General features: G+C 42.3%; 14 protein-coding genes. 7 read left to right on the top strand and 7 right to left on the bottom strand.

Annotated features, from left to right (window positions below; all coding sequences use genetic code 11):
• Positions 1-11 precede the first annotated feature (11 nt).
• A complete protein-coding gene (locus tag MHH31_RS02010; protein WP_342495208.1) occupies positions 12-8,210 on the top strand; it encodes an amino acid adenylation domain-containing protein in 8,199 nt (2,732 codons plus the stop codon).
• A 6-nt stretch (positions 8,211-8,216) separates the two neighbouring features.
• Entirely contained in the window at positions 8,217-8,957 is a 741-nt protein-coding gene (locus tag MHH31_RS02015; RefSeq protein WP_160758155.1) for an alpha/beta fold hydrolase, read from the top strand.
• 79 nt (positions 8,958-9,036) lie between these two features.
• On the opposite strand, the gene MHH31_RS02020 is transcribed toward MHH31_RS02015, so the two are convergent.
• The 3 genes from MHH31_RS02020 to MHH31_RS02030 all read right to left on the bottom strand — a co-directional run bounded on the left by MHH31_RS02020 (position 9,037) and on the right by MHH31_RS02030 (position 12,192).
• Positions 9,037-9,729 (bottom strand): ABC transporter ATP-binding protein, encoded by a 693-nt coding sequence (locus MHH31_RS02020; RefSeq protein ID WP_251211026.1) that lies wholly within the window; start codon positions 9,727-9,729, stop codon positions 9,037-9,039.
• Between the two features lie 8 nt (positions 9,730-9,737).
• Positions 9,738-11,072, bottom strand: coding sequence for a hypothetical protein (locus MHH31_RS02025; RefSeq protein ID WP_342495209.1), 1,335 nt, complete (start codon positions 11,070-11,072; stop codon positions 9,738-9,740).
• Between the two features lie 193 nt (positions 11,073-11,265).
• Positions 11,266-12,192, bottom strand: a complete 927-nt coding sequence (locus MHH31_RS02030) for a DMT family transporter (protein WP_342495210.1) — start codon at positions 12,190-12,192, stop codon at positions 11,266-11,268.
• 131 nt (positions 12,193-12,323) lie between these two features.
• On the opposite strand from MHH31_RS02030, the gene MHH31_RS02035 reads away from it, so the two are divergent.
• Positions 12,324-13,661: a PLP-dependent aminotransferase family protein gene (locus MHH31_RS02035; RefSeq protein ID WP_342495211.1), complete on the top strand. Its 1,338-nt coding sequence runs from the start codon at positions 12,324-12,326 to the stop codon at positions 13,659-13,661.
• Here the strand turns inward: MHH31_RS02035 and MHH31_RS02040 are convergent.
• Complete coding sequence (locus MHH31_RS02040; protein WP_342495212.1) at positions 13,648-14,349, bottom strand: 4'-phosphopantetheinyl transferase superfamily protein; 702 nt, start codon at positions 14,347-14,349, stop codon at positions 13,648-13,650. The genes MHH31_RS02035 and MHH31_RS02040 overlap by 14 nt on opposite strands.
• A gap of 143 nt (positions 14,350-14,492) precedes the next feature.
• On the opposite strand from MHH31_RS02040, the gene MHH31_RS02045 reads away from it, so the two are divergent.
• Positions 14,493-15,353 carry an effector binding domain-containing protein gene (locus tag MHH31_RS02045; protein ID WP_342495213.1) on the top strand — a complete coding sequence of 287 codons (861 nt, stop codon included), beginning with the start codon at positions 14,493-14,495 and terminating at the stop codon, positions 15,351-15,353.
• Between the two features lie 25 nt (positions 15,354-15,378).
• Here MHH31_RS02045 and MHH31_RS02050 read toward each other — a convergent pair whose 3' ends face one another.
• Positions 15,379-15,969 carry a hypothetical protein gene (locus MHH31_RS02050; protein ID WP_268418403.1) on the bottom strand — a complete coding sequence of 197 codons (591 nt, stop codon included), beginning with the start codon at positions 15,967-15,969 and terminating at the stop codon, positions 15,379-15,381.
• Between the two features lie 85 nt (positions 15,970-16,054).
• A complete protein-coding gene (locus MHH31_RS02055; protein ID WP_007498187.1) occupies positions 16,055-16,699 on the bottom strand; it encodes a YitT family protein in 645 nt (214 codons plus the stop codon).
• 545 nt (positions 16,700-17,244) lie between these two features.
• On the opposite strand from MHH31_RS02055, the gene MHH31_RS02060 reads away from it, so the two are divergent.
• From MHH31_RS02060 to MHH31_RS02070, 3 genes are all read left to right on the top strand, one after another.
• The gene (locus MHH31_RS02060) at positions 17,245-21,726 is read left to right on the top strand and encodes an isopeptide-forming domain-containing fimbrial protein (protein WP_342495214.1); all 4,482 of its coding nucleotides are present in this window, start codon (positions 17,245-17,247) and stop codon (positions 21,724-21,726) included.
• A 6-nt stretch (positions 21,727-21,732) separates the two neighbouring features.
• A complete protein-coding gene (locus tag MHH31_RS02065) occupies positions 21,733-22,293 on the top strand; it encodes a class D sortase (RefSeq protein WP_341014896.1) in 561 nt (186 codons plus the stop codon).
• 109 nt (positions 22,294-22,402) lie between these two features.
• Positions 22,403-22,687: an AbrB/MazE/SpoVT family DNA-binding domain-containing protein gene (locus MHH31_RS02070; protein WP_039166253.1), complete on the top strand. Its 285-nt coding sequence runs from the start codon at positions 22,403-22,405 to the stop codon at positions 22,685-22,687.
• Between the two features lie 39 nt (positions 22,688-22,726).
• On the opposite strand, the gene MHH31_RS02075 is transcribed toward MHH31_RS02070, so the two are convergent.
• Positions 22,727-23,470, bottom strand: a complete 744-nt coding sequence (locus MHH31_RS02075; RefSeq protein WP_007498183.1) for an amino acid ABC transporter ATP-binding protein — start codon at positions 23,468-23,470, stop codon at positions 22,727-22,729.
• Positions 23,471-23,474 lie beyond the last annotated feature (4 nt).

Genomic DNA, 23,474 nt, shown 5'->3' on the forward strand with positions numbered 1-23,474 from the left:
GGAGAAGAAGAATGCTAGTTAGTAGACGAAAAGGAAATGCAGCAAATCATATTGTCAGGATCAATGGAAAACGAATCGATCTCAAAGCATTAGAGAAAGTCTTCATGCTTCACTTTCCACTAAAGGAATGTGCGCTCATCCCGAAGAAAAATCAAGAAGGAGGCCTATCGCTTGTGCTGTTTGCACAGGCGAAGGACCCTTCCCTGACAAGAGAGGATATGATGAAAGGCCCGCTTCATCCTGATGAAGTGCCAGCCGCACTCGTCCTCGTCCCTTCCTTGCCGCGAAAAGAAAATGGAGCGGTCGATACCGAGGCGCTGCTTGCCATTGACGTACTAGATGAAGAGGAACGAAGAAAGATAGAAGAGCGCACGAAAGCCATAGATGGAGTAGAGGAAGCAGCCGTTTTGATAGAGAGTCAGACAGAAAAACAAACACCCTATCATTTAGATGACCTCTTCCCAGATAGACAGCGTACAAATGGAAACGAATCGTTTTCAAAAGATGAAGTCAGCCAAACCATACAATCCTCCGTACAAGAAAAACCACCAGCCCTTGTTTATGGAGGTGATGTGATCAGAAAACCAGGTACACCAGTCACATTGACAGAGGTACTGATCCGAGCCGCCTTTATGTCACCAAATCGCGGAGTCACGTATCTCAAAGAAGGCGGTCATGAGGTGATCCAGACTTACCCGGAATTACTCACAGGAGCGGAACGTGTCCTATCTGGATTAAGGGCAGCCGGACTTTCAAACGGCGATCAAGTGCTGCTTCAATTGAAAGACCATCAAGATTTTATCACGGTATTCTGGGGCTGTATTCTCGGTGGAATCATTCCAACCCCAGTCTCTGTACCGCCTGTGTATGATGAAATGAATCAAGGTGTGAACAAGCTCAAGGGCGTGTTTCAGCTGCAAAATGAACCATTCATTATTACAAACGAAGCGAGTGCTGAGGACATTGCAGGGCTACGTAAAACGTTTGAATCAAAAGCGATTCCGATTTTAACAATCGAAACATTACTTGCCTGTGACCCAGATGAACAGCATTATGAGCCAGAGCCAGATGAGCCTGTGCTTCAGCTGCTGTCCTCAGGCAGTACGGGTGTGCCAAAGTGTATCCGGCACAACCATCAAAGCATTTTATCTAGAATCATTTCCTTTGAGCAGGCAAATGGTTTCACGCATGAGGATGTATCAATGAACTGGATGCCGCTTGATCATGTAGGGGGCATTGTCATGTTTCATGTCCATGATGTCTACCTCGGCTGCCAGCAAATTAGTCCATCCATTGATCAATTTATCGAACGGCCGATGGTGTGGCTGGATTGGGTAGAAAGATACGGTGTCACAAGGACATGGGCGCCAAACTTTGCCTTTGCGATGATGAATGAATATGAAGACGACATTCGCAAAGGGAGCTGGGATCTCTCCACCTTGACCTATATCATGAACGCCGCCGAAGCAGTTGTTCCTAAAGTGACGCAGCGTTTCATGCACATCATGGGTGAGCACGGATTAAGCCGCCATACGATGGTGCCGGCTTATGGCATGTCAGAAACATCATCAGCCATTGTCCAGTCAAAAGAATTCATGCGTCATGATGATCAGGGTGGACAACTGACCATTGATCAGACCACATTAACAAGTGAGATTCAATATGTGACGCACGATCATCCGCACAAGATGACTTTTACAGAAGTCGGTGCACCAATCCCTTCTGTATGGATTCGGATTGTAGACGAGCATCACCAAGTGTTGCCAGAAGATCAAGTCGGCCGCTTGCAGGTGAAGAGTCCAACGATTATGATGGGCTACTATCAAAATGAGGCAGCCAATGAAGAAGTATTTGCGGAAAACGGCTGGTTTCATACAGGAGATTTAGGATTTATTCATGAAGGGCGCCTAGTCCTCACAGGACGGGAAAAGGATATCATCGTCATCAACGGAGCGAACTATTTGAATTACGAAATTGAAGCCGTTGTGGAAGAAGTTGAGGGGGTTGAAGTCACCTTTGCCGCTGCGTACGGCATTTACAATCCCGAATCAAGTAATGACACACTCGCTGTCTTTTTTGTCACGCAGAAGGATTCGATAGAGGATCAAATCACAATGATTCAGCAGATTAGAGAGAGCATCATTCGCAAAATGGGAATCGAACCTGACCATATCATTCCGGTGAAAAAAGACCAATTTCCGAAAACAGAAAGCGGAAAAATCCAACGTGCCCAACTAGGTGCGGCACTGAAAGATGGGGTATTTCATGACATTGAACGTGCACTTGATCTTGCTTCGGAAAATGAACAAACCCTCCCAGATTGGTTCTTTAAACGTATTTGGGTAAAAGAGAATATCGGTCCATCTCAGCCAGTCTCCACTGATCATGTACTCGTATTTGAGGATGAAAAAGGGCTTTATCAATCGCTTTATACACAATTTGAACAAATGAACCTGCCTTATGTTTCTGTGAAAAAGGGTTATGAATTTTTACGCCTGTCAAAAGGGATGTATCAGATGAACCCTCGAATCAAGGGGGATTACGTCAGGCTTGTGGCGGCGCTTGAAGCCGATGAATTAAAAATTGACCGTATGCTCCACTTGTGGAATGTATCAGACAAGGAGATGATTGCGAGCCCTGCGCAGTTCAAAGAACTGAATGCAAGCACTAGCCAATCCATTTTGTATTTGTATCAAGCATTGAGACAAGAAAATAAAGAGCCGATGCGTCTCGTTGTTGTCACAAAAGGTGGTCAATTGGTAAAACCGCAAGATGAGCTTCATGTGGAGAAAACGTCTCTTGCCGGATTATTAAAAACCATCCCGCAAGAATGGGAAGGGGCAGAAGTGTCTCACCTTGATATTGAAGCGGAGAATGTGGAACAGGATGCCAAGCATATTACGGACGAACTAGGTGCGATTCATTTGAAAGCAGAAGTGTCTTACCGGCATGGCCAGCGTCTCGTACCAAAGCTGGAAAAAGTGAATATGATGACGGCACCTCAGACAGAAGGGTTTTTAGAATATGAAAGCTTGTACTTGCTGACTGGCGGGCTTGGCGGTATTGGATTTGAACTGTCTAAGCAAATGCTCCAATTTGGCTTGAAGCTCGTGTTAATTGGACGGACATCCCTTGAAGAAGACAGAGAAAAAGAGGCGTCATTCTCACAACTTAAAGATCTGGGAGACGTCCTTTATGTACAAGCCGATGTGACGAATTTATGTGACGTCGAGCGGGCGATTTATGAAGCAGAAAAGCATTTCGGACAGTCAATCCGAGGAGCGCTTCATTTAGCCGGTGCTGGCAATGTATCTGAGCACTTTCAGCATGTGGATACGTACACACTGGCTCATACAACAGAAGAAGATTTCGTCAAAGAACTTTCAGGGAAGGCAGATGGTGCTTGGGTGCTGCAGGAAGCTTTCAAGCATGACCCGTCAGTTCCACTCGTCTTTTTTGGATCAGTAAATGGCTTTTTTGGCGGCACCACATTTGGCGCATATTCTGCGGCGAACAGCTTTTTAGATGGACTCGCACATGCCCTTACTTATCATGAGGGAAGAAGAGCGATTTCGTTGAATTTCAGCATGTGGGATAATCTTGGTTTGTCTAAGGGACATACTGGGGCCGCGCTAACCGTTCGCAAGGGCTTTCAATTGATTGGAAAAAAACAAGGACTCCATTCATTATGTCTAGGTGTTCGGCTGAATGAAGCGCATCTATTTATCGGCCTAGATGGGGCGAATCAAGAAATCGCTGAACATCTTCAACCAGCACCAATCCCGCATTTTGAAAAGAAACTGTACTATACGGTGCAATCAGGCAAAGAAGTGGATGCTGACAAGATCACAGACATCATAGAGGGGAAATGGGACATCAGGCAAGTGGAAGATATACCGAAAAAACAAGATGGCTCTATTGATCATGAAGCCCTCAAACAGTTCCATTACAAACACGCACAGCCGTTTGAAAAGCAATTGCCAGAAACGAAGACAGAGCAGGTGCTTGCGGCCGTATGGGAGGATATTTTAGAAGTCGATCGTGTGTACAAAGAGGATCAATTCTTTGACCTTGGTGGACATTCATTAAAGGCCACTCAAACGATTTCTCGTATTAATCATGAGTTTTCAATAAAGGCACCGCTAAAAATATTATTTGAAAGCAAGAATCTGGCACACTTGGCACAAATGGTCGATGACATCAATGGAGCACCAGCCATTCAGGAAGTCGGCATTCCAAAGCTGGAAAAACGAACAAGCTATGAGCTGTCACACGCTCAAAAGCGAATTTGGTTCTTATCTACATTAGAAAAGAGCCATCATTACAATATATTAGGTGCTTGGAAGCTGATGGGCCAATTACACATCCAAACGTTAACAAAGGCGATCGGTCTCTTAACAAAACGTCATGAAGCACTGCGCGCAACATTTCAAACCATTGGCGGCAAGCCGGTTCAAGTCATCCGTGAAGACCTTCCGCCATCAGTAACCGTTGCGAATTTCTCATTATTTAATGAAAAAACAAGAGCGAGAAGATTGGAACAACTGATTCAGCAAGAGGCGAACCGCATCTATGACTTAGAACGGGGGCCGCTTGCACAATGGACAATTGTTGATATGGGGAAAGAGGAATATTACTTGCTTTGTGCGCAGCATCATATCATTTCCGATGCATGGTCGCTCAGCCTGCTTATTCAAGAATTAGAAGTCGTGTATGGTGCGCTATTATCAGAGAAAACGCCTGAGCTACCTGCACTTGAGATTGAATGGACCGATTATGTTCATTGGGAGAATGAGCAATTAAATAACCACCATGAGGCTCAGAGCTATTGGCTAGAAACGTTACAAGGAGAGTTGCCGGTATTAGAGCTCCCGTTTGACCGTCCTCGTCCGCCGGTTCAAACATTTAATGGGGCTACAGAGCAAATCGTGATAGATGAACCGCTTGTTCGGCGTTTACATGCCTTGTCGAGGCAGCAGGGGACAACACTATTTATGACGATGTTGTCAGCCTATTATGTCCTGCTTCACAAGTTGTCTGGACAAACAGATGTCATTGTTGGATCGCCGATCGCTGGCCGTGATGTCGAACAATCAGAGAAGCTCGTCGGCATGTTTGTCAATACATTGGCGCTGAGACAGGACGTTTCAAAAGCCGATACCTTTGCCGATTTACTGGCAAAGGTGAAAGAAATGACGTTAAAAGCCTTTGAACATCAGCATTATCCATTCGACAAGCTTGTGGATGACCTTTCAATGGATAGAGACCTAAGTCGTTCACCGATCTTCCAAGTCGCCATGGGGTATGTCACTGATTCGCTGGATATCAACCTAAAAGGACTGACATCGGAACAAGTGATGGTCCATCATACCGTCTCTAAATTTGATCTCACCTTGCATGTATTTGAGCAGGAGGACAAGCTGTCTATCCATGTGGAATATAATACGGATTTATTTGAGCAAGAAACGATCCACCGTATGATGAATTATTATCTCAATTTGTTAGATGGCATGACGGCTCAGCCTGAACGGACATTTGCTGACTTTTGCGTCATGGACAAAACAGAACAGGATGCCATGATCATAGGGAAAAATCAAACTGACACGCCTTATCCAAAGCGTACGCTGCAAGAATTATTTGAAGAACAAGTGCAGCGTGACCCGCACCGGATTGCTGTATCCTATATGGAAGAGCATATGACGTATCAAGATTTAGACGAGAAGTCGACAAAACTGGCTGCCTATTTACAGTCAAAAGGCGTTGGACCAGGTTCACTTGTCCCGATGCTGTTTGATCGTTCGTTTGACATGATGGTCTCAGTTCTAGGGATCGTCAAGTCGGGTGCTGCTTATGTACCGATGTCACCTGAGTATCCAGATGCCCGCATTGGTCTGATCGTTCGCGATACACAAAGCGATATCATCTTAACCCAGTCGCATCTGATCAATCGTTTAGACGATCTGAGCGGCACAAAGATTGAAATGGACAAGCCGTTACCAGAAACAGGCGCAGTGTATCAAAGGGAAAAATCGATTGTAGGAGAAGACCAGCTTGCCTATGTTAACTACACTTCAGGCTCAACAGGCACACCAAAAGGCGTGATGCTTCCTCATGCAGGAGTGGTCCGCTTAGTGAAAGAAACAAACTATATTGAGCTTGGTTCAGAAGATAAAATGCTTCAGCTGTCTAACTATGCATTTGATGCCTTTACCTTTGAATTATGGGGAATGCTGCTCAATGGCGGTCAGCTGGTTCTGATCCCGAAATATGCTGCTCTGAATATGGACGAATTAACTCGTTTAATCAAAATGCATCAAGTCACAGCCAACTGTTTGCCAACTGCATTATTCAACCGGCTGATTGAGCATGATCCAAAAAGTGTGGCTGGATACCGTACATTACTCGTTGGCGGAGAAGCCATGTCTAGTGAGCATGCACGAAAGGCATTGCCACATATGAAGGGTGTGCTGATCAATGCTTACGGTCCAACAGAAAACACAACATTAGCGACCACTTATCAAGTCACACACGTACCCGAGGATGCAAGATCAGTGCCAATCGGTGTGCCAGTCGCCAACTCAACGGTTGTCATACTAGATGATCATCTCAATCCAGTACCTACAGGCGTCAAAGGAGAAATCTATATCGGCGGAACAGGGCTGGCAAAAGGATATCTGCATGACCCAGAGCGTACGCAGGAGCGGTTTATTGACAATCCATTCCCGGCATTAAAAGGGGACAAACTGTATCGTTCCGGTGACCTAGGGAAATGGCGGTCTGATGGCAGTATTGAATACCTTGGCCGAAAAGACAACTTGGTCAAAATTAGAGGCTACCGAATTGAATGTGGAGAAATTGAGACAGCCCTGCTCAAACACCCACAAGTAAAAGAATGTACCGTCATTGCTAAAACGTACGGCAGCTCAAACCGGCTGGCAGCCTACCTTGTCACAGATGGGGGAGAGCCTGTTCCCGGATGGAAAGCATTTTTACAGGAAAGCCTGCCAGGCTATATGATTCCAAGTTACTTTATCGTACTTGACGCAATTCCTGTCACAACAAATGGGAAGGTCGATCAAAAAGCATTGCCGGAGCCGACAGACGCAGTCTCTTCCTCGCATGAAGACGATCAACCGGCAACAGAAACACAGCAGCTGATTGTGACAGCTTTCAGTGAAGTGCTTGGTGTCAAACGAGTAGGAATTCATGATTCATTCTTTGATTTAGGTGGAGATTCCATTATGAGTATTCAAGCCGTTGCCAAATTAAAAGAAAAAGGTGTCCGTGTTGATCCGAAATGGATTTTCATGCACCCAGCGCCAGCGCAGTTAGCGGCATATTTGGACACAGTGCCAGAAACAGGCGAGTCTGTCGAAAGAGCGCCGAAAGACTATGTGATCGAGTTGAAAAAAGGGGATCCGGCTGAACCGAGAATTTTCTTTGCACCGCCTGCTGGTGGAACGGTGATGGGTTATATCGATGTGGCCAAGCTCATGACACATGAAGGAGCTGTTTACGCCTTGCAGTCTCCAGGCTTGTATGAGGATGAAGAACCACAATTCCTTCATTATACAGAGCTTGTCACCATTTTTATTGAAGCCATTGAGACATTCTATCGACCAGGCATTGATTATTTGGCAGGGCATTCCATGGGCGGACATCTTGCTTACGGAATGAATCAGAGACTCTGTCATGCAGGAAAAGCGCCAAAAGGATTGATCATTTTAGATACGGTTCCGGTATTAAGAGATGAGGCAGATCAAGCGCTTCATGCCGATATGAACGAAGAAGAAGTGAAAATGCTGGCCCTCGTCCTAGGTATGGGGAACCTCGTCGGCATCAAACCAGAAGCATTACAAGGGCTCAGCTTCCAAGAAGTGAAGCAGAAAATCCTTAAAGAAGCAGAAAAGGATGAAGTCGTTCATCAATTTATGAATGATCACTATTTAGATAAATACTTGCAAATGCAGACTCATAATACCATCATGTCACAAGCCATTGAATTAGAAAAAGACCCATTCTCTGTGCCGTTTTATATTATACAAAGCAGCGATCACGCCACAGATTTCCAGAAGAAATTTGCCGATTGGGAAGCTTACACGAGAGAAACGTGCTCGTATTATCAAATAAAAGGCGACCATGTGACCATGATGAAAAGACCGCAGGCAGATCAACTTGCGCAGATTCTTGAAACGATCGTAAAGGGGTAAGGACGTATGAACCAATTATTTAAAACCTTTGAAAAAAAATCAGATCTCATTCAGCTTATTTGTTTTCCTTTTGCAGGCGGATATTCCGCCTCTTACCGTCCGCTCTTTGAACAGCTGAAGGACACGGCCGAAGTGACAGCAGCAGAACCTCCGGGTCATGGAACGAACCTCATGCCGCTTGAAACAAGCATTGACCGGCTGGCTGAATTGTATAAAGAAGGACTGACAGGCAAATTAAACCGTCCATTTATTTTGTTCGGACATTCCATGGGCGGACTTGTGGTGTACAGGCTGACTCAGTTGCTAGAAAGGGAAGGCATCGATCCGGCAGCAGTTGTCATTTCTGCCATTCAGCCGCCGCAAACAAAAAGACAAATATTGACCCATTTATCGAATGAAGCATTTGTTCAGCATATTGCTGAAATGGGCGGGATTCCAAAAGAATTGTTAGAGAACAAGCCAATGATGGATTACTTTACACCATCCTTACGTGCCGACTATCAAGCATTAGAATCCTTCCAGCACACAGACAAAACAATCATTGAATCACCCGTTTATTTATTGAACGGAAAGCAAGATAAGAAATGTATTGAAGACGCAGACGGCTGGCTAACATGGGCAAACGCCATCGAACGCACTGATTTCGAAGGAGGCCACATGTATATCAACACACACCTCGAGCAGTTCGCAGAACATATGAGGCATGTCATTGAGCAGACAACAAAAAGGCAATTCATCAGCCAATAAAAGAAAACAACGGCCCCGTCAAACGAGGGCCGTTGTTTTCTATAGCTGAATATCATTTTAAACGCAGAGAAACTGCTATTTAGGATAACGTTTCAAAGAATCTTTTTTCAAGCTGACCTTCATCAAATATTTCTTCGGAAGTTTTTTTTTCTGAATGAACGATTTGTCCTTCATTTATAAAAAGGATCTCGTCACATAAGTTAGCGGCAAATTGCAGGATGTGTGTAGAAAGAATGATCGTTTTATTTTGAGCCTTAAATTCTCTTAGATGTCTTTTCATAAGTGTCATATTTGCTGGGTCTAGACCGGTAAATGGTTCATCTAATAAGATAATAGATGGATTGTGTAAGGTGGTTAATATAAAAGAAATTCTCTGCCTCATCCCTCGGGATAGAGAAGAAGAGCGAATATGGGCTTGTTTTTCAAGCCCATATTTTTCTAATAAATGTTGAATCTGTTTTTTATTTAACGGTTGTTCAACTAACATGGATTGATATTTAATCAATTCGAAGCATGTTAAGTTTTCAAAAAGTGTTGGATCATCTTCCATGTAACCGACAGTTGAAAAACCATTTGCTATATCCTTTTGTATGATCAATTCACCTTTATCTGGTGTGATCAACCCTGCGATTATTTCAAGAATGGTTGTTTTTCCAGCACCATTTTTGCCTAATAATCCAACAATTGAGCCTTTATGAAAATGTAATTCATGAATTGATATTTTGAAGTTGGACTCTGTATATTCCTTGATTAGATCATGAATTGAAAGCATACAATCCCTCACTCGAATAATGTTTTAACTGATTTGCAGTTTTTGTTAATCGTTTTATCCCAAAATAAAAACATGATGACGATGATGATCACTGTACAAACAATCATGATCGTATTTGCCGCAATAAAAGAGGCTAGGTTATATGAGGACATAACGGATAAGCCTAAAATGAAACTGAAGCAAAGGTTTAATGTTAATTTGCTCAGTGTGCTAGGAACTTGATACACATACTCCCATTTAAAATAAGGAAATAGAACAGTAGAACCAACTGTGCATACGCCTATTAAAACGCTACTAACTAACAAAGTAAATATCACATAAAAGGGGTGATCTACATTTATTGTAAAAGTAGAAAAGATAGCATATACAATACAAAAAAACATATGTAATAAAACGGATAATATCAACTTAGAGTTTATTTTGTTCTTTATAAAGTGAGGTAACCTATGTTTTAAAGGAATAATGGGACCATCAACATCAAAAGAGACATAAGATTGAAGGGCGTTAGAAATAAAAATCATAGGGAATATCACACTAAAGATAAACAAAAAATCATTTTCTATATTCAGTGTTTCGATTTGGTTTGTATGAACACCATACAGAATGAGAGTAAATAGACCACCAGATATTGAGAATATAAATAGTAAAACCGACCATTGTATTGGAGGGTTTCTCAAAAGAAGGATGATTTCAAAAAATAAAATATGATCGAAAGATCTTGATGTTGTGTTTTGATGATGTCTATTCTTCTCCTCTGAATGGAAGATAGGCGTATATCTAAGGTTCTTTTTCCAATTGATTAACAAAATAAGACTAGTAAGAAAGATCAAAGCAGCAAGCGTAAGCACCAATTGGTTAGAAAAAGGAATAGAAAATAATTCGAATTTAAAAACAAAAAACATCCAAGAAGCAATGATCCCAGTGGTGATGTATGGAATCATGGGTGTGATTGAAAAGAATCTAGGTCTAGTAAGAAGTAATAATAATTTCAATCTAAGTAAATATCCGAATAATAACGAGCTAATGCCTAAGGCTCCAAGAATAAAAGAATGATACAAAGCATGTGTGTTTAAAATCATGCAGAAAGAACCTAAAAAAAAGCATATAAAACCAATCATGACACCGAAAAATTTACTCATATCTTTCCCAAAAATATATTGATCCATATTCAATTTCAGGATGGCCATCTGTTTTTTATCTGAAGAAAATAAGATTCGCATAAGACTTTTATCAAGGTGAATCGTTGTTAAAAAAATGAAAAATGAGATGTAGATGATTGATACGTTTTTGATAAAAAACGCAAGCAGTCCACCTAGGAAGAGTGGTGCTAGTATGTAGTTCATAGCAAATAACACATATAAATAAGGTCTGTTACGTTGATAGCCTCTTAACTCGTTGAGGATCAATATCTTTGTAAATACTATAAATATATGCACTCATAACACGTCCATTTTAGTTTGTATAATAAGGAAAGGTTCTCTCTCCTTATTATACAAAAAAATACAAGACAATAAATGGTTTTGTTGTTAGTTTTGTCTAGTTCTTCTGTGTTGAATTCCCCTTCCTCACCACATTCCCGCCAATTACTCCGCCAATGACGAGCACAGCTCCGATGAGGTGAACCATATCAATCGTTTCATGTAAAATAAGCACGCCAGCGGCAATGGTAATGAAAGCAGAAAGATTGTTAAAGATACTCACCTTTGCTGCTTCAAGGTGGGAAAGAGCATAGTTTGATAAATACGCTGTGAGCAGTGATGAGAGAATGCCTAAAAAGAGCATAGACCATACAAAGGATGGCTGCGTAAACGGACTGAAAAACTGCGGTAGTGTAGCATGTACCGAGTGCCGAATGAGAGCAGCAGCATTAAAGAAGACAAATCCAAAGAATGTCATCACGAAAGTCAGTTCAATGACATGGAATCGCTGTGTCATCACCCTGGCAAATACGCTATAGGCACTGGATGATAAGGCTGAAAGTAAGATCAGCACATAACCAATGAGATGAGAATGTTTCACATCAATTCCCTTCACCACAAAGAGGAGCATCACCCCGGACACAGAAAGAATGGTAAACAGCACCTGAATCGAGGTAGGACGTTCCTTTAAACACCATGCTGCAAGCACCATTGTCAAAATAGGGATGGTCGCCTGAATAATGCCGGCCTCTGATGAAGAGGTGAACATCAGCCCCCACACTTGAAATGCAAAAAACAACACAGGATAAAGCAAGGAAAATGGCACAATGTAAATGAGATCACGCCATTGAATGGAAAAACGGTACTTTTTTCGTAAAAATGGAAATAGCAAAAGAGCCGCTGCGAAAGAAACAGTAAATCGGTGTGCCAATACATCAATCGGATTCGCTGATGCTAAGGCTACTTTGACAAACAAGAATGAAAAACCAATAATACAGGCGTATGCGATCGAAGCAGCATACGCTTTTTGTTTTGACATATCCATCAGAATTCTCCTTACACGAGCATGCATGCTTCAGTTGAATTGACCGGTTCTGTCTTTTTATCGTAAACGGATCAAGTAAAGTGTACAATAAGAGTTATTGATATCTGTACCGGTACAAGGAGGGTAGTACTGTGAGGAAATATGATCAGCTTGTGTTGAATATAAAAAACAAAATCGAGAGCGGTGAATACAATGCTGGAATGAAAATCCCATCCATTCGTCACTTAGCGGCTCAATATGCTGTGAGCAAAAGCACTGTCATAAAAGCACTAGACACATTAGAGCGTGAACACTTGCTGTACTCTGTAGAAAGAAGTGGCTATTTTGTCGTGAAAACCAATCAGTCAGCCGTTAAGAAGGGCGGCACATGGATTGATTTTGCTTCCTCTGCGCCTGATCCCATTGTATTTCCATATGTCGATTTTCAGCACTGCATCAATCAAGCGATTGATCTGTATCAAAATGATTTATTTATCTATGGCACCACCAATGGATTACCATCTTTACTGCCAATCATTTCAAAGCGTTTAACGGATTATCAAGTGTTTGCCTCTCCAGAACAGATCGTTATGACTTCTGGTATTCAGCTGGCTTTATCGATTTTAAGCACCATCCCGTTTCCAAATGGAAAACAGACCATATTGGTCGAACAGCCAGGCTATCACCTATTCCTCCAATACTTAGAGAAAAACCAGCTGCCTGTCCGGGGAATCCAGCGGACGGAAAACGGACTCGATCTTCAGGAATTGGAGCGTATCTTCCGAGAGGAGGATATTCGCTTTTTCTATACGATGCCAAGGTTTCAAAACCCGCTTGGAACGAGTCTGTCGAAACAAGAAAAAATAGCGATTGCAGCCCTTGCCGAAGCATATGATGTCTACATCGTTGAAGACGATTATTTGGCTGATTTAGAATTCGATACAAAAAGAGACCCGATCTATTCATATGATCAGGCGGGGAAGGTCATTTATTTAAAAAGCTTCTCAAAAATCATTTTTCCGGGGCTTAGAACAGGTGCTGTCGTCTTACCAAACGAGCTGATTGGCCCCTTTAGTGAACATAAACGGCTTATTGATATCGACAGCTCGATGCTCTCGCAGGCTGCTTTAGAAATTTATTTGAAAAGCGGGATGTTTGAGCGTCATAGAGAAAGGATGCAGGCGACCTATAGAGCTCGATCCAAACAACTTGTGGCCTGTTTGAAAAATGATCAAGGCGCTTATGCGCTGGGAGAAGAGGAGCCAGCTACCCATACCCACGTTCGTGTCGACCGGTCCATTCCGATGAATCAGCTCATTCAGCAGCTAAAAAAGGCTTCTGTGATGGTTCAGCCGATCGACCGCCATTTTATTTCTACTTATCAAAAGGAGCCTATACTTCAACTGAACATTTGGCATGTAAAAGAAGAGGAAATCGCACGAGGCGTCGATTTGCTAAAGTCATCACTTCAACAAATCACACGTTATTAAGGCGAGACAGCATGTTCTCACAAGTGAGTATCTCGACGTGCTCAGCCGCAGCGGGTTTTCTTGTACAAACCGCCATTTGGTAGGCAGGATCAAGTGAATATGTTTGGACAACGCAAGGGGCTTCGTGATCAGGTAATCTCAAAGTAGCCTGTCCATCCTTTGACAAGCGAGCGGTAAAGGATGAGAGACCATAGGATATTCCCTTCCCTGTCAGCTTGATAAAAGCCTCCTTCATGGACCATAAATGAAAGAAATAGGCTTCCTGCTGTTCTGCCGGTTGTGAGAGTAAATCTTGATATTCGTCAGCTGAAAAAAATCGTTTGGCAATGGCTAAATCAATCGGTTTAATCTCTTCAATATCAATGCCAACAGGCGCATCATCTACTGCGCCCACGACCCAATCACCAGAGTGAGAAAGATTAAAATGAAAAGAAGGAATTTGCCGGACAACAGGCTTTCCATTCCCTTCTGTTTCAAAAATGATCTGTTCCATAGGCAGTGCGTACATCTCATGAATGATGTGACGAATCAGTACCTCACCTAAAAGCGTTCTTCTTGCATCGATCAAAAAACGAAAGCGCTCAGCGGCGGCGCGTTTTTCAAATGACACAAAAGGCTTCAGCTGTTCTATTTGTTTTCGTGCATTTTTATCATCTAAAGGTTGTAATTGAATAGCGAAAATCTTCATAACGGACCTCAATTTTTTACATTTATTGTACCATTGGATGAACCCATGCAAAAGAGAAACAGACATCCTGTTCAATGAAAGCACAAAATGACAGGAAGGTGCGGGCGGTTCTCGATATAGTGGAAAAGGAAGGAGAGGGAAAAATGATTCACTTGATCATGGATAGTATCAATTATATGGAAGAGAGGCTGGATCAGCCTTTGCAGATCGAAGAAGTGGCAAAGGCCGCCTGTATGTCTAAATTTCATTATCAGCGGCTATTCCATATGCTGACGGGAATTGCAGTAGCAGAATATATTCGCAAAAGACGATTAACCCTTGCGGCAGAAGAATTCATGACCAAGCAAGTGAAAGTCATTGATGCGGCGGTGAAGTATGGCTATGAAACCCCAGAGTCGTTTGCGAAAGCCTTCAAGCGGCATCACGGATATACACCGGCAGCAGTGAAAACAGGCGAGTATACAGTGAAAGCCTACCCCCGTCTCTCCTTCGAACTTCAAATAAAAGGAGTCGAACCGATGCATTATCGAATTGTGGAAAAGGATTCATTTTCAATCATGGGCAGAAGACTAAAGACAACAACAAAGAATAGCCAAAACAAACAGGATATTCCCGCCTTTTGGAAGCGTGTCAATCAAGAAGGATGGATCGATTCACTGGCTCATGCAGCTGGAGAACTCGGATATATCGGTGTATGTGCGCATTTTGATGAAACGCTTGAAACATTTGACTATATCATTGGGATTGAGCAAGGTGAGGAAGAACCAGATTCGACCATGACAGTCGAGCAGATTCCGGCCAGTACGTGGGCTGTATTTCAGGCAAAGGGGCCTGTCGAAACCGCTGTGCATTCAACATGGACACGTATTTTCACAGAATGGTTTCCTGCCTCAGGATATGAGCATGCTGGGGGAATGGAGATGGAAACGTATCCTTTAGATGGAGAGATACATTCTCCAGATCATGTAACATTGATTTGGATTCCAATCCGTAAACAATCATAAAAAAGGCAGCGTATCTCGCTGCTTTTTATCCTTGTTTGAGGACGTGAACACCGTTTGGATCGGTCGTATTCATCCTATGAGAATCCATCATCTTCACTTCAAGTAAAGAGAGACGTTCTCCCTTTTTCCAATGAATAGGTTGTATCAAACCGTCCAGCAACTGATCGACCGCAGGTGTATGAGTCAAATCAGGTACTGCGATCGTCATCTCGGCAATTGCTTCTTCTCCAGTTTCAATCACGTCTGTCCGCCGTTGCAATTCAAGCCTTAAGCGCATTGGTGTAGAAAGAAACGTTCTTCGCTCCCCGGTCTGGATTGCCCATTTTCTCTTTTGCGCTTGTACCAGCAGCTGATCATATTCATCATCAGTCACTAGAAAGCCGATGTGATCAAAAAGGACTTTTTTACTATAACCAAATGTGATATTGATCTGTCCCTTTCTCATCTCAATGATTCGGAAAGAGGGCTTCTTCTCTCTAAAATCATCCCATGTCTGCGGAGGAGGAAAAGAACCTTCCTTTGCGAAACGACCCTTTACTTCAAAGCCTAATGAGGTGTACGCCTTCTCCGTCTCCTCAACAAATGGTGTCCAGTAATGATAATGGAAAAGCTGCATCAGGGGATCATCTCCTGTTTTAAGAATATTGCGTCTATTTAGTTTAGCACAAAACAAGCCATTCTTTTAGTAGAATGGCTTGTTCTTATCGGGTAAGGGTTTGAACAGGTTTCTCCGCTGTTTTTGTAATGAGCAGCTGCAAGAGCCGTGTCGATTGTGGCAATGAAAAACGAAGGACGAGTCCAGTAAAGATGGCCGTCAGAATCGTTCCAATGCCAATCGGGCCGCCGAGCATCCATGCAAATAGAAGCACGGTTAACTCAATACCATTTCGAACCCACTGTACGTTCAGCCCCGTTTTTGCTGAGATGAGCAGCATTAATGAATCTCTTGGCCCAGCGCCAAGATTAGCTGAGACATAAATGCCAACGCCATACCCAGACACAATCACGCCCGTAATAAACACATATAAAGCAGGTAAATACCCATGTGGTGCAGGTAATACTGCATTAAAGAAATCAATAAACACGCCAATCAGCACCATATTGAGAAGGGCGCCGATCTTTGGAAAAGATTTCGTGAAAACAGATGTCAGTGTCACAATGAGTGCACCAATAATGATCGACCATTGTCCAATGGTTAAACCAAAATGCTGAAACAGTCCATAATGAAAAGCGTCCCACGGCCCAATGCCAAGGATCTTTCCCTTCACTGTCAGCGATAGTCCAAAAGCAAGTACAATCAATCCAACAAAATAAAAAAACCAACGTAAAAGATGTTCCCGCTTCAAAAGCTTTCCCTTCTTTCTTAAACACTCGATTTCAATCGTAACATACTCGCATGCCCCTTTAAATGGCTTTGCTCAATTGTAATCGTTTACTTAAAAAAAGAGTTTTCTCCGTAAAAAAAGCGAAAAACATCAAATCCTGAAGCAAGACTTTTGAATTGTTTTTTTTAACAAAGCTAACCAATAATTAACAATTTTTATGAAAATAAGAAAAAAATTCAATATAAATTGACAAAAATCCAACCTTTATCCAATTAAAGAATATTTCAAATAAAATAGAATAGATTGTATGTAAATTGCGTCGTTAGGCCTGTTTTTATTGATAGATAAAATATTTGATACACGATAAAAAAACTTGTTTTATTGGAAAAAACATAGATGGATCAAATGTCGAAAGTTGTATATGTCCAAATGACTATTTTTGTCGAAAATAGTCATTTGGTCCTGTTGAGGCTGTTGGAATCTTACTGATATTATTTACCAAAGTGTGGGAGGTGAACTGGTACATACCATTATGATCTGAAGCATGGAAAAGGGGATGTCAAAAAATGAACATATTAAAAAGAACGAGTCAATTATTTCTAATATTGGTGCTGATTGCTGGAAATTTATTAACAGTTTCGCCACCTGTTACGAAAGCCGCTGGGACGGTGGTCGTCAATAACGCAGATTCCTACATGATTGGAAATGGGAAGTTAGTTCTTTATCAGCTTGATGGGCAAAATCCAACAAACGTAAAGGCTAGTGTACAGGTGAAGGGAATTAATTCGACTGTAGTGAACGGTGTTGCTGTGAATGATCAAGAAAACACTGTGTATGCAACTACGACAGCAAGTGGAGAGCCAGTTCTTTATAAAATAAATGCGACCACTGGACAAGCAGAGCGTGTAGGTGTTTTAGGCGGAAGAGCGCCTAATGCCGTTGTTTATAACGGTAAATATATTCATTCGTATGCGGTTGATGGAGAACCCTACCTTGCAACGTACGACTTAGCAACTGGTCAAAAAACGGCCAAGAAAATTGTCGGTTATGACGTTGGTCCTGGCATTGGCGGAGACATTGGCGGAGACCTTGTCGTCGATAAGGATGGCTATCTTTGGTTCGCATCTAATACCAGTGGGTCCATTGCGCAAATGAATCCTGAAACAGCTGAAGTCATTCGAGTGATTCCAATCACAAATGCAGATGGTAAACCGATTGAGGGAGGAGTACGAGGAATTAGCTTTTTGCCAAATGGACAAATGCTATTACAATCAGGAAAAGATGACTCTATTGGTCATTCTACTCTTTTTACACTTGATGCGAAAACATTAAGTACAACATATATGGGCACTGTAGGTGATTCATTATCTTACGACTTAGCTTCAAGGGTGAAGCCTGAATTCGATCCATATCCCCCTAACCTTGAATCAGAAAAATCGGTTGCTTTACAGAAAAAAGCAGAAGGCAACACAGATGAAAAGAATCCAGAAGTAGGCGACACTTTGCTTTATACAATTAGAGCAAAAAATACGGTGCAATACGGCGTTCTTAAGAATCTGACCATATCAGATAATCTTCCGAGTAGTTTAACCTATGTTTCTGGATCTCTTAAGGTAGACGGTACAAGCGTAACTGATGCCAAAGATCAAGACAAAGGTGATTATACAAACGGCACTGTGACAGGTCAAATAGGTGATGTGAAAGACACTGATTGGCACACCGTGACATTTGAAGCGAAAGTAGCAAAAGGTCAAGCTGGCAAGGATATTCAAAATACAGCGAATGTCGAAGGGGATAATACACCACCAGACAAACCAACAACAAATATAGAAATTTATCCTCGTGATCCAAAGCTTGAATCAGAAAAATCAGCGGTCTTACAGAAAAAAGCAGATGGTAATACAGATGAGAAGCATCCAGAAGTAGGCGACACATTGCTGTATACCATTCAAGCCCGTAACGCTGTTGAAGATAGCGTGATTGAAGATCTTGTGATTTCTGATAAGTTACCTCAAGGGTTATCATATGTACCAAATTCACTTCAGGTAGATGGAAATCCAGTCACAGATGTAAAAGATGACGACAACGGTGATATGACAGACGGAACTGTCACTGGAACGTTCGGTGAAGTGAAAGATGTGAAATGGCATACCGTGACGTTTGAAGTCACAGTTGAAAAAGGTCAGGCAGGCAAAGACATTCAAAATACAGCCAATGTCACAACCGGCAATACACCGCCAGACAAGCCGACAACGAATATAGAAATCTATCCTCGTGACCCGAAGCTGACTTCTGAAAAATCAGCCGTCTTGCAGAAAAAAGCAGATGGCAATACAGATGAGAAGCATCCAGAGGTCGGTGATACCCTTCTTTATACGATTAAAACAAAGAATACGATAGAAGACAGTCTCGTTGAAAATTTAGTGATCTCAGACGAACTGCCGGAAGGATTAGCGTATGTGCCGAATTCCCTTGAGGTAGACGGACAAGCGGTCACAGATGAGAAAGATCAAGATAATGGTGATGTCACAAACAGAACCGTCTCAGGACAATTCGGTGACATTAAAGATACAGACTGGCATACAGTGACCTTTGAGGTCACGGTTGAAAAAGGACAATCTGGTAAAGATATTCAAAATACAGCCAGTGTCACAGGTGACAACACACCTCCAGACGATCCGACAACAAAAACAGAAATCTATCCTCGTGATCCTAAGCTCGATTCAGAAAAAACAGCTGTTTTACAGAAAAAAGCAGAAGGTAACAAAGATGAGAAGCATCCAGAAGTGGGAGATACCCTGCTTTATACAATTAAAACAAAGAACACGATAGAAGACAGCCTTGTGGAAAATCTAGTGATCTCAGATCAATTACCAAAAGGGCTGACGTATGTCGCTGGGTCTCTTGAAATTGATGGAGAATCTGTCACAGATGTGAAAGACGACGATAGCGGAGACTACACAGATGGAAAGGTCACAGGTTATTTTGGTAATGTGAAGGACACAGACTGGCATACCGTGACGTTTGAAGTCACAGTTGAAAAGGGACAGGCTGGTCAAGACATTCAAAACACTGCCGAAGTAACAGGTGAAAACACACCACCAGATGATCCAACAACGAAAACAGAAATTTATCCTCGTGAACCAAAACTAGCATCAGAAAAGACAGCGAGCATTCAGAAAAAAGCAGAAGGGAACACAGATGAAAAAACACCACAGGTAGGAGATACCCTTCTTTATACGATCAAAACAAAGAATCTTGAAGAGGACAGCATCGTCGAAAATCTCGTGATTTCAGATCAACTACCAAAAGGTCTTGAATACGTCGAAGGGTCATTAAAAGTAGATGACCAAGCCGTCACAGATGCAAAAGATGACGATAACGGAGATTACACAAAAGGCGCAGTCACCGGACAATTTGGCGATATCAAAGACACGGACTGGCATACTGTGACGTTTGAGGCGAAAGTAGCCAAAGGACAAGCAGGTAAAACCATTCAAAATACAGCAAAAGTAACAGGCGAAAACACGCCGCCAGATGAGCCGACAACCGAAACAAACATTGATCCAAGAGATCCAAAGCTTGAATCAGAAAAAACATCTGAGATCTCTCAAAAAGCAGAAGGCAATACAAATGAAAAACAAGTTCAGGTAGGCGACACCCTTCTTTACACCATCAAAACAAAAAATAGTGTAGAAGACAGTATCATCAAAGATTTAGTCATCGCAGATCAACTGCCAGAAGGTCTTGAATATGTCGAAGGATCATTAAAAGTAGATGACCAAGCCGTCACAGATGCAAAAGATGACGACAACGGAGACTACACAGAAGGCACAGTCACCGGTCAATTTGGTGATATCAAAGACACAGACTGGCATACTGTTACTTTCGAAGCGAAGGTTGCTAAAGGCCAAGCGGATAAAACCATTCAAAACACAGCAAAAGTAACAGGCGAAAACACGCCGCCAGATGAGCCGACAACCGAAACAAACATTGATCCAAGAGATCCAAAGCTTGAATCAGAAAAAACATCTGAGATTGCTCAAAAAGCAGAAGGCAATACAAATGAAAAAGAAGTACAAGTAGGCGACACTCTCCTTTACACCATCAAAACAAAAAATAGTGTAGAAGACAGTATCATCAAAGATCTAGTCATTGCAGATCAACTGCCAAAAGGTCTTGAATATGTCGAAGGGTCATTAAAAGTAGATGGACAAGCTGTCACAGATGCAAAAGATGACGACAACGGAGACTACACAAAAGGCAAAGTGACCGGTCAATTTGGCGATATCAAAGACACAGACTGGCATACGGTTACTTTTGAAGCGAAGGTTGCTAAAGGCCAATCAGGTAAAAGCATTCAAAACACAGCGAAAGTAACAGGCGAAAACACACCACCAGATGAGCCGACAACGGAAACAAACATTGATCCAAGAGATCCAAAGCTTGAATCAGAAAAAACATCTGAGATCTCTCAAAAAGCAAAAGGCAATAAAGATGAAAAACAAGTTCAAGTAGGCGACACCCTTCTTTACACCATCAAAACAAAAAATAGTGTAGAAGACAGTATCATCAAAGATCTAGTCATCGCAGATCAACTGCCAGAAGGTCTTGAATACGTCGAAGGATCATTAAAAGTAGATGACCAAGCCGTCACAGATGCAAAAGATGACGACAACGGAGACTACACAAAAGGCACAGTGACCGGAGAATTTGGTGATATCAATGACACGGACTGGCATACGGTGACTTTTGAAGCGAAGGTCGCGAAAGGATCTGAAGGTAAGACCATTCAAAATATCGCAGTTGTGAAGGGTGATAATGTTGACGAACCAGACAAACCTGAAAACTCAACAACGGTAGTACCGCCGCATGTGCCAGAGGTGCCAGCAAATCCAGAGCAGCCTTCTCATTCAGAACCGGATACACCTGGTCATCATCTTCCGAACACTGCAACAGAGATGTACAATCTTTTACTAGCAGGATTTGCACTTGTACTAATAGGTGCATCCCTTATTGTATGGAAAAGAAGAAAAAGAAACGGATAATCGTCCATGTTTCAAAAAATCATCTCAGCTCTATTGATTACAGCAGGTATTTGTCTTGTGATTGTAGGATATATGAAAATCGTTGATGGACAAAGACAAGTAGATCAATCATTCCAGTCTGCGCAAGCAGCCATCCAGCAAAAGGGGAAAATGGATTCCTCTTTTGTGCCGGAGGCTGGTGAAACCATTGGGCTCTTGCACATTCCAAAGTTAAAAGCTGAGTTACCAATTGTAGAAGGAACAGCGGCGGAGGATTTGGCAAAGGGAGTTGGTCATTATCACGAGAGCTATTTTCCTAACGAACAGGGACAAATCGTTTTATCTGGGCATCGTGATACTGTGTTTAGACGAACAGGAGAACTTGTGAAAGGGGATCAACTTGTCATAGAGCTTTCATACGGTCGGTTTACCTATGAAATTGAGAAAACAAAGATTGTGAAAAAAGATGATCAAAGTATTATTACACTACAACAGGAAAAGGAAGAACTTGTCCTCACCACATGTTATCCTTTTTCTTTCATTGGTCCTGCGCCAAACAGATATATTATATATGGGAAGCGTGTTTAGCCACTGGATCAGCCTGCAGCTCATTCTTTCATTAACCGATTAGAGCGCTTAATCCCTTGATAAACAGGGAATCGTCTATATCATATCTAGAGATGCAGGGGGGGTCAATTTGTTAAATAAAGAAGATGTAAAGTATATAGATAACGTTGGGAGAATTGTCCTGCCGACAGATATAAGAAAGCGGTTGAAAATTCACCCACAAGATTTTATTGAAATTTATCAAGAAGAAAGTCACATTGTGATAAAGCCTTATTGGCGGGATAAACCTTGTATCGTTACAGGGCAAGTCACCTGTTCCAATAAGGCGCTGTCAGGCGGTGTAGTTGTCAGTCCAGAGGGAGCGAGATTGCTCCTTCAAGACTTATTGGCGCTTCGCCTGCAAAAAGAGATATAAAAAAAGGCTGTTCTCATCAAGTGAGAACAGCCTTTTTGATCATACTGGATTTAAAATCCGGTTTAAGAATTGTTTTGTTCGTTCTTCCTTTGGTCGTTTGAAGATTTCTTCAGGAGGACCTTGTTCGACGATGACTCCGCCATCAATAAAAATCACTTCGTCCGCCACTTCTTGGGCAAACTTGATTTCATGTGTGACAACCGCCATCGTCCAGCCTTCTTTCGCTAGATCCTTCATGACCTTTAAGACTTCTCCGACAAGCTCAGGATCAAGCGCAGAGGTTGGTTCATCAAAAAGCATAAGCTCTGGCTGAATGGCAAGTGCACGGGCAATGCCGACACGCTGCTTTTGACCGCCTGACAGCTGGAAGGGATACAAATCTTTTTTATCCTCAAGTCCTACCTTTTGCAGGAGCTGAATCGCTTCTTTTCGCACCGCTTCTTTCGGACGGCGCTGGACTTGGACTGGACCTTCCATCACATTCTCAAGAACAGTGCGATGTGGGAACAGATGATAATCTTGAAACACCATGCCTGACTTCCGGCGAAGCTTGAGCAAATCAGCTTGTTTATTTTTTTTAGAAAAATCAATCGAGAAATCATCGAAGGTAAAGGAGCCGGCATTTGGAATTTCAAGTGCATTTAAACAGCGAAGCATCGTTGTTTTTCCTGAACCTGATGGACCAAGAATCGCCACAACCTGCCCTTTGTTGATCGTAAAATCAATCGACTTTAAAATCTCATTTTCACCAAAGGATTTGTTTAAGCCTTTGACTGTTAGCATGTCG

The sequence above is a fragment of the Bacillus sp. FSL K6-1033 genome, from assembly GCF_038630765.1.
Taxonomy (GTDB): Bacteria; Bacillota; Bacilli; order Bacillales; family Bacillaceae; genus Bacillus; species Bacillus altitudinis.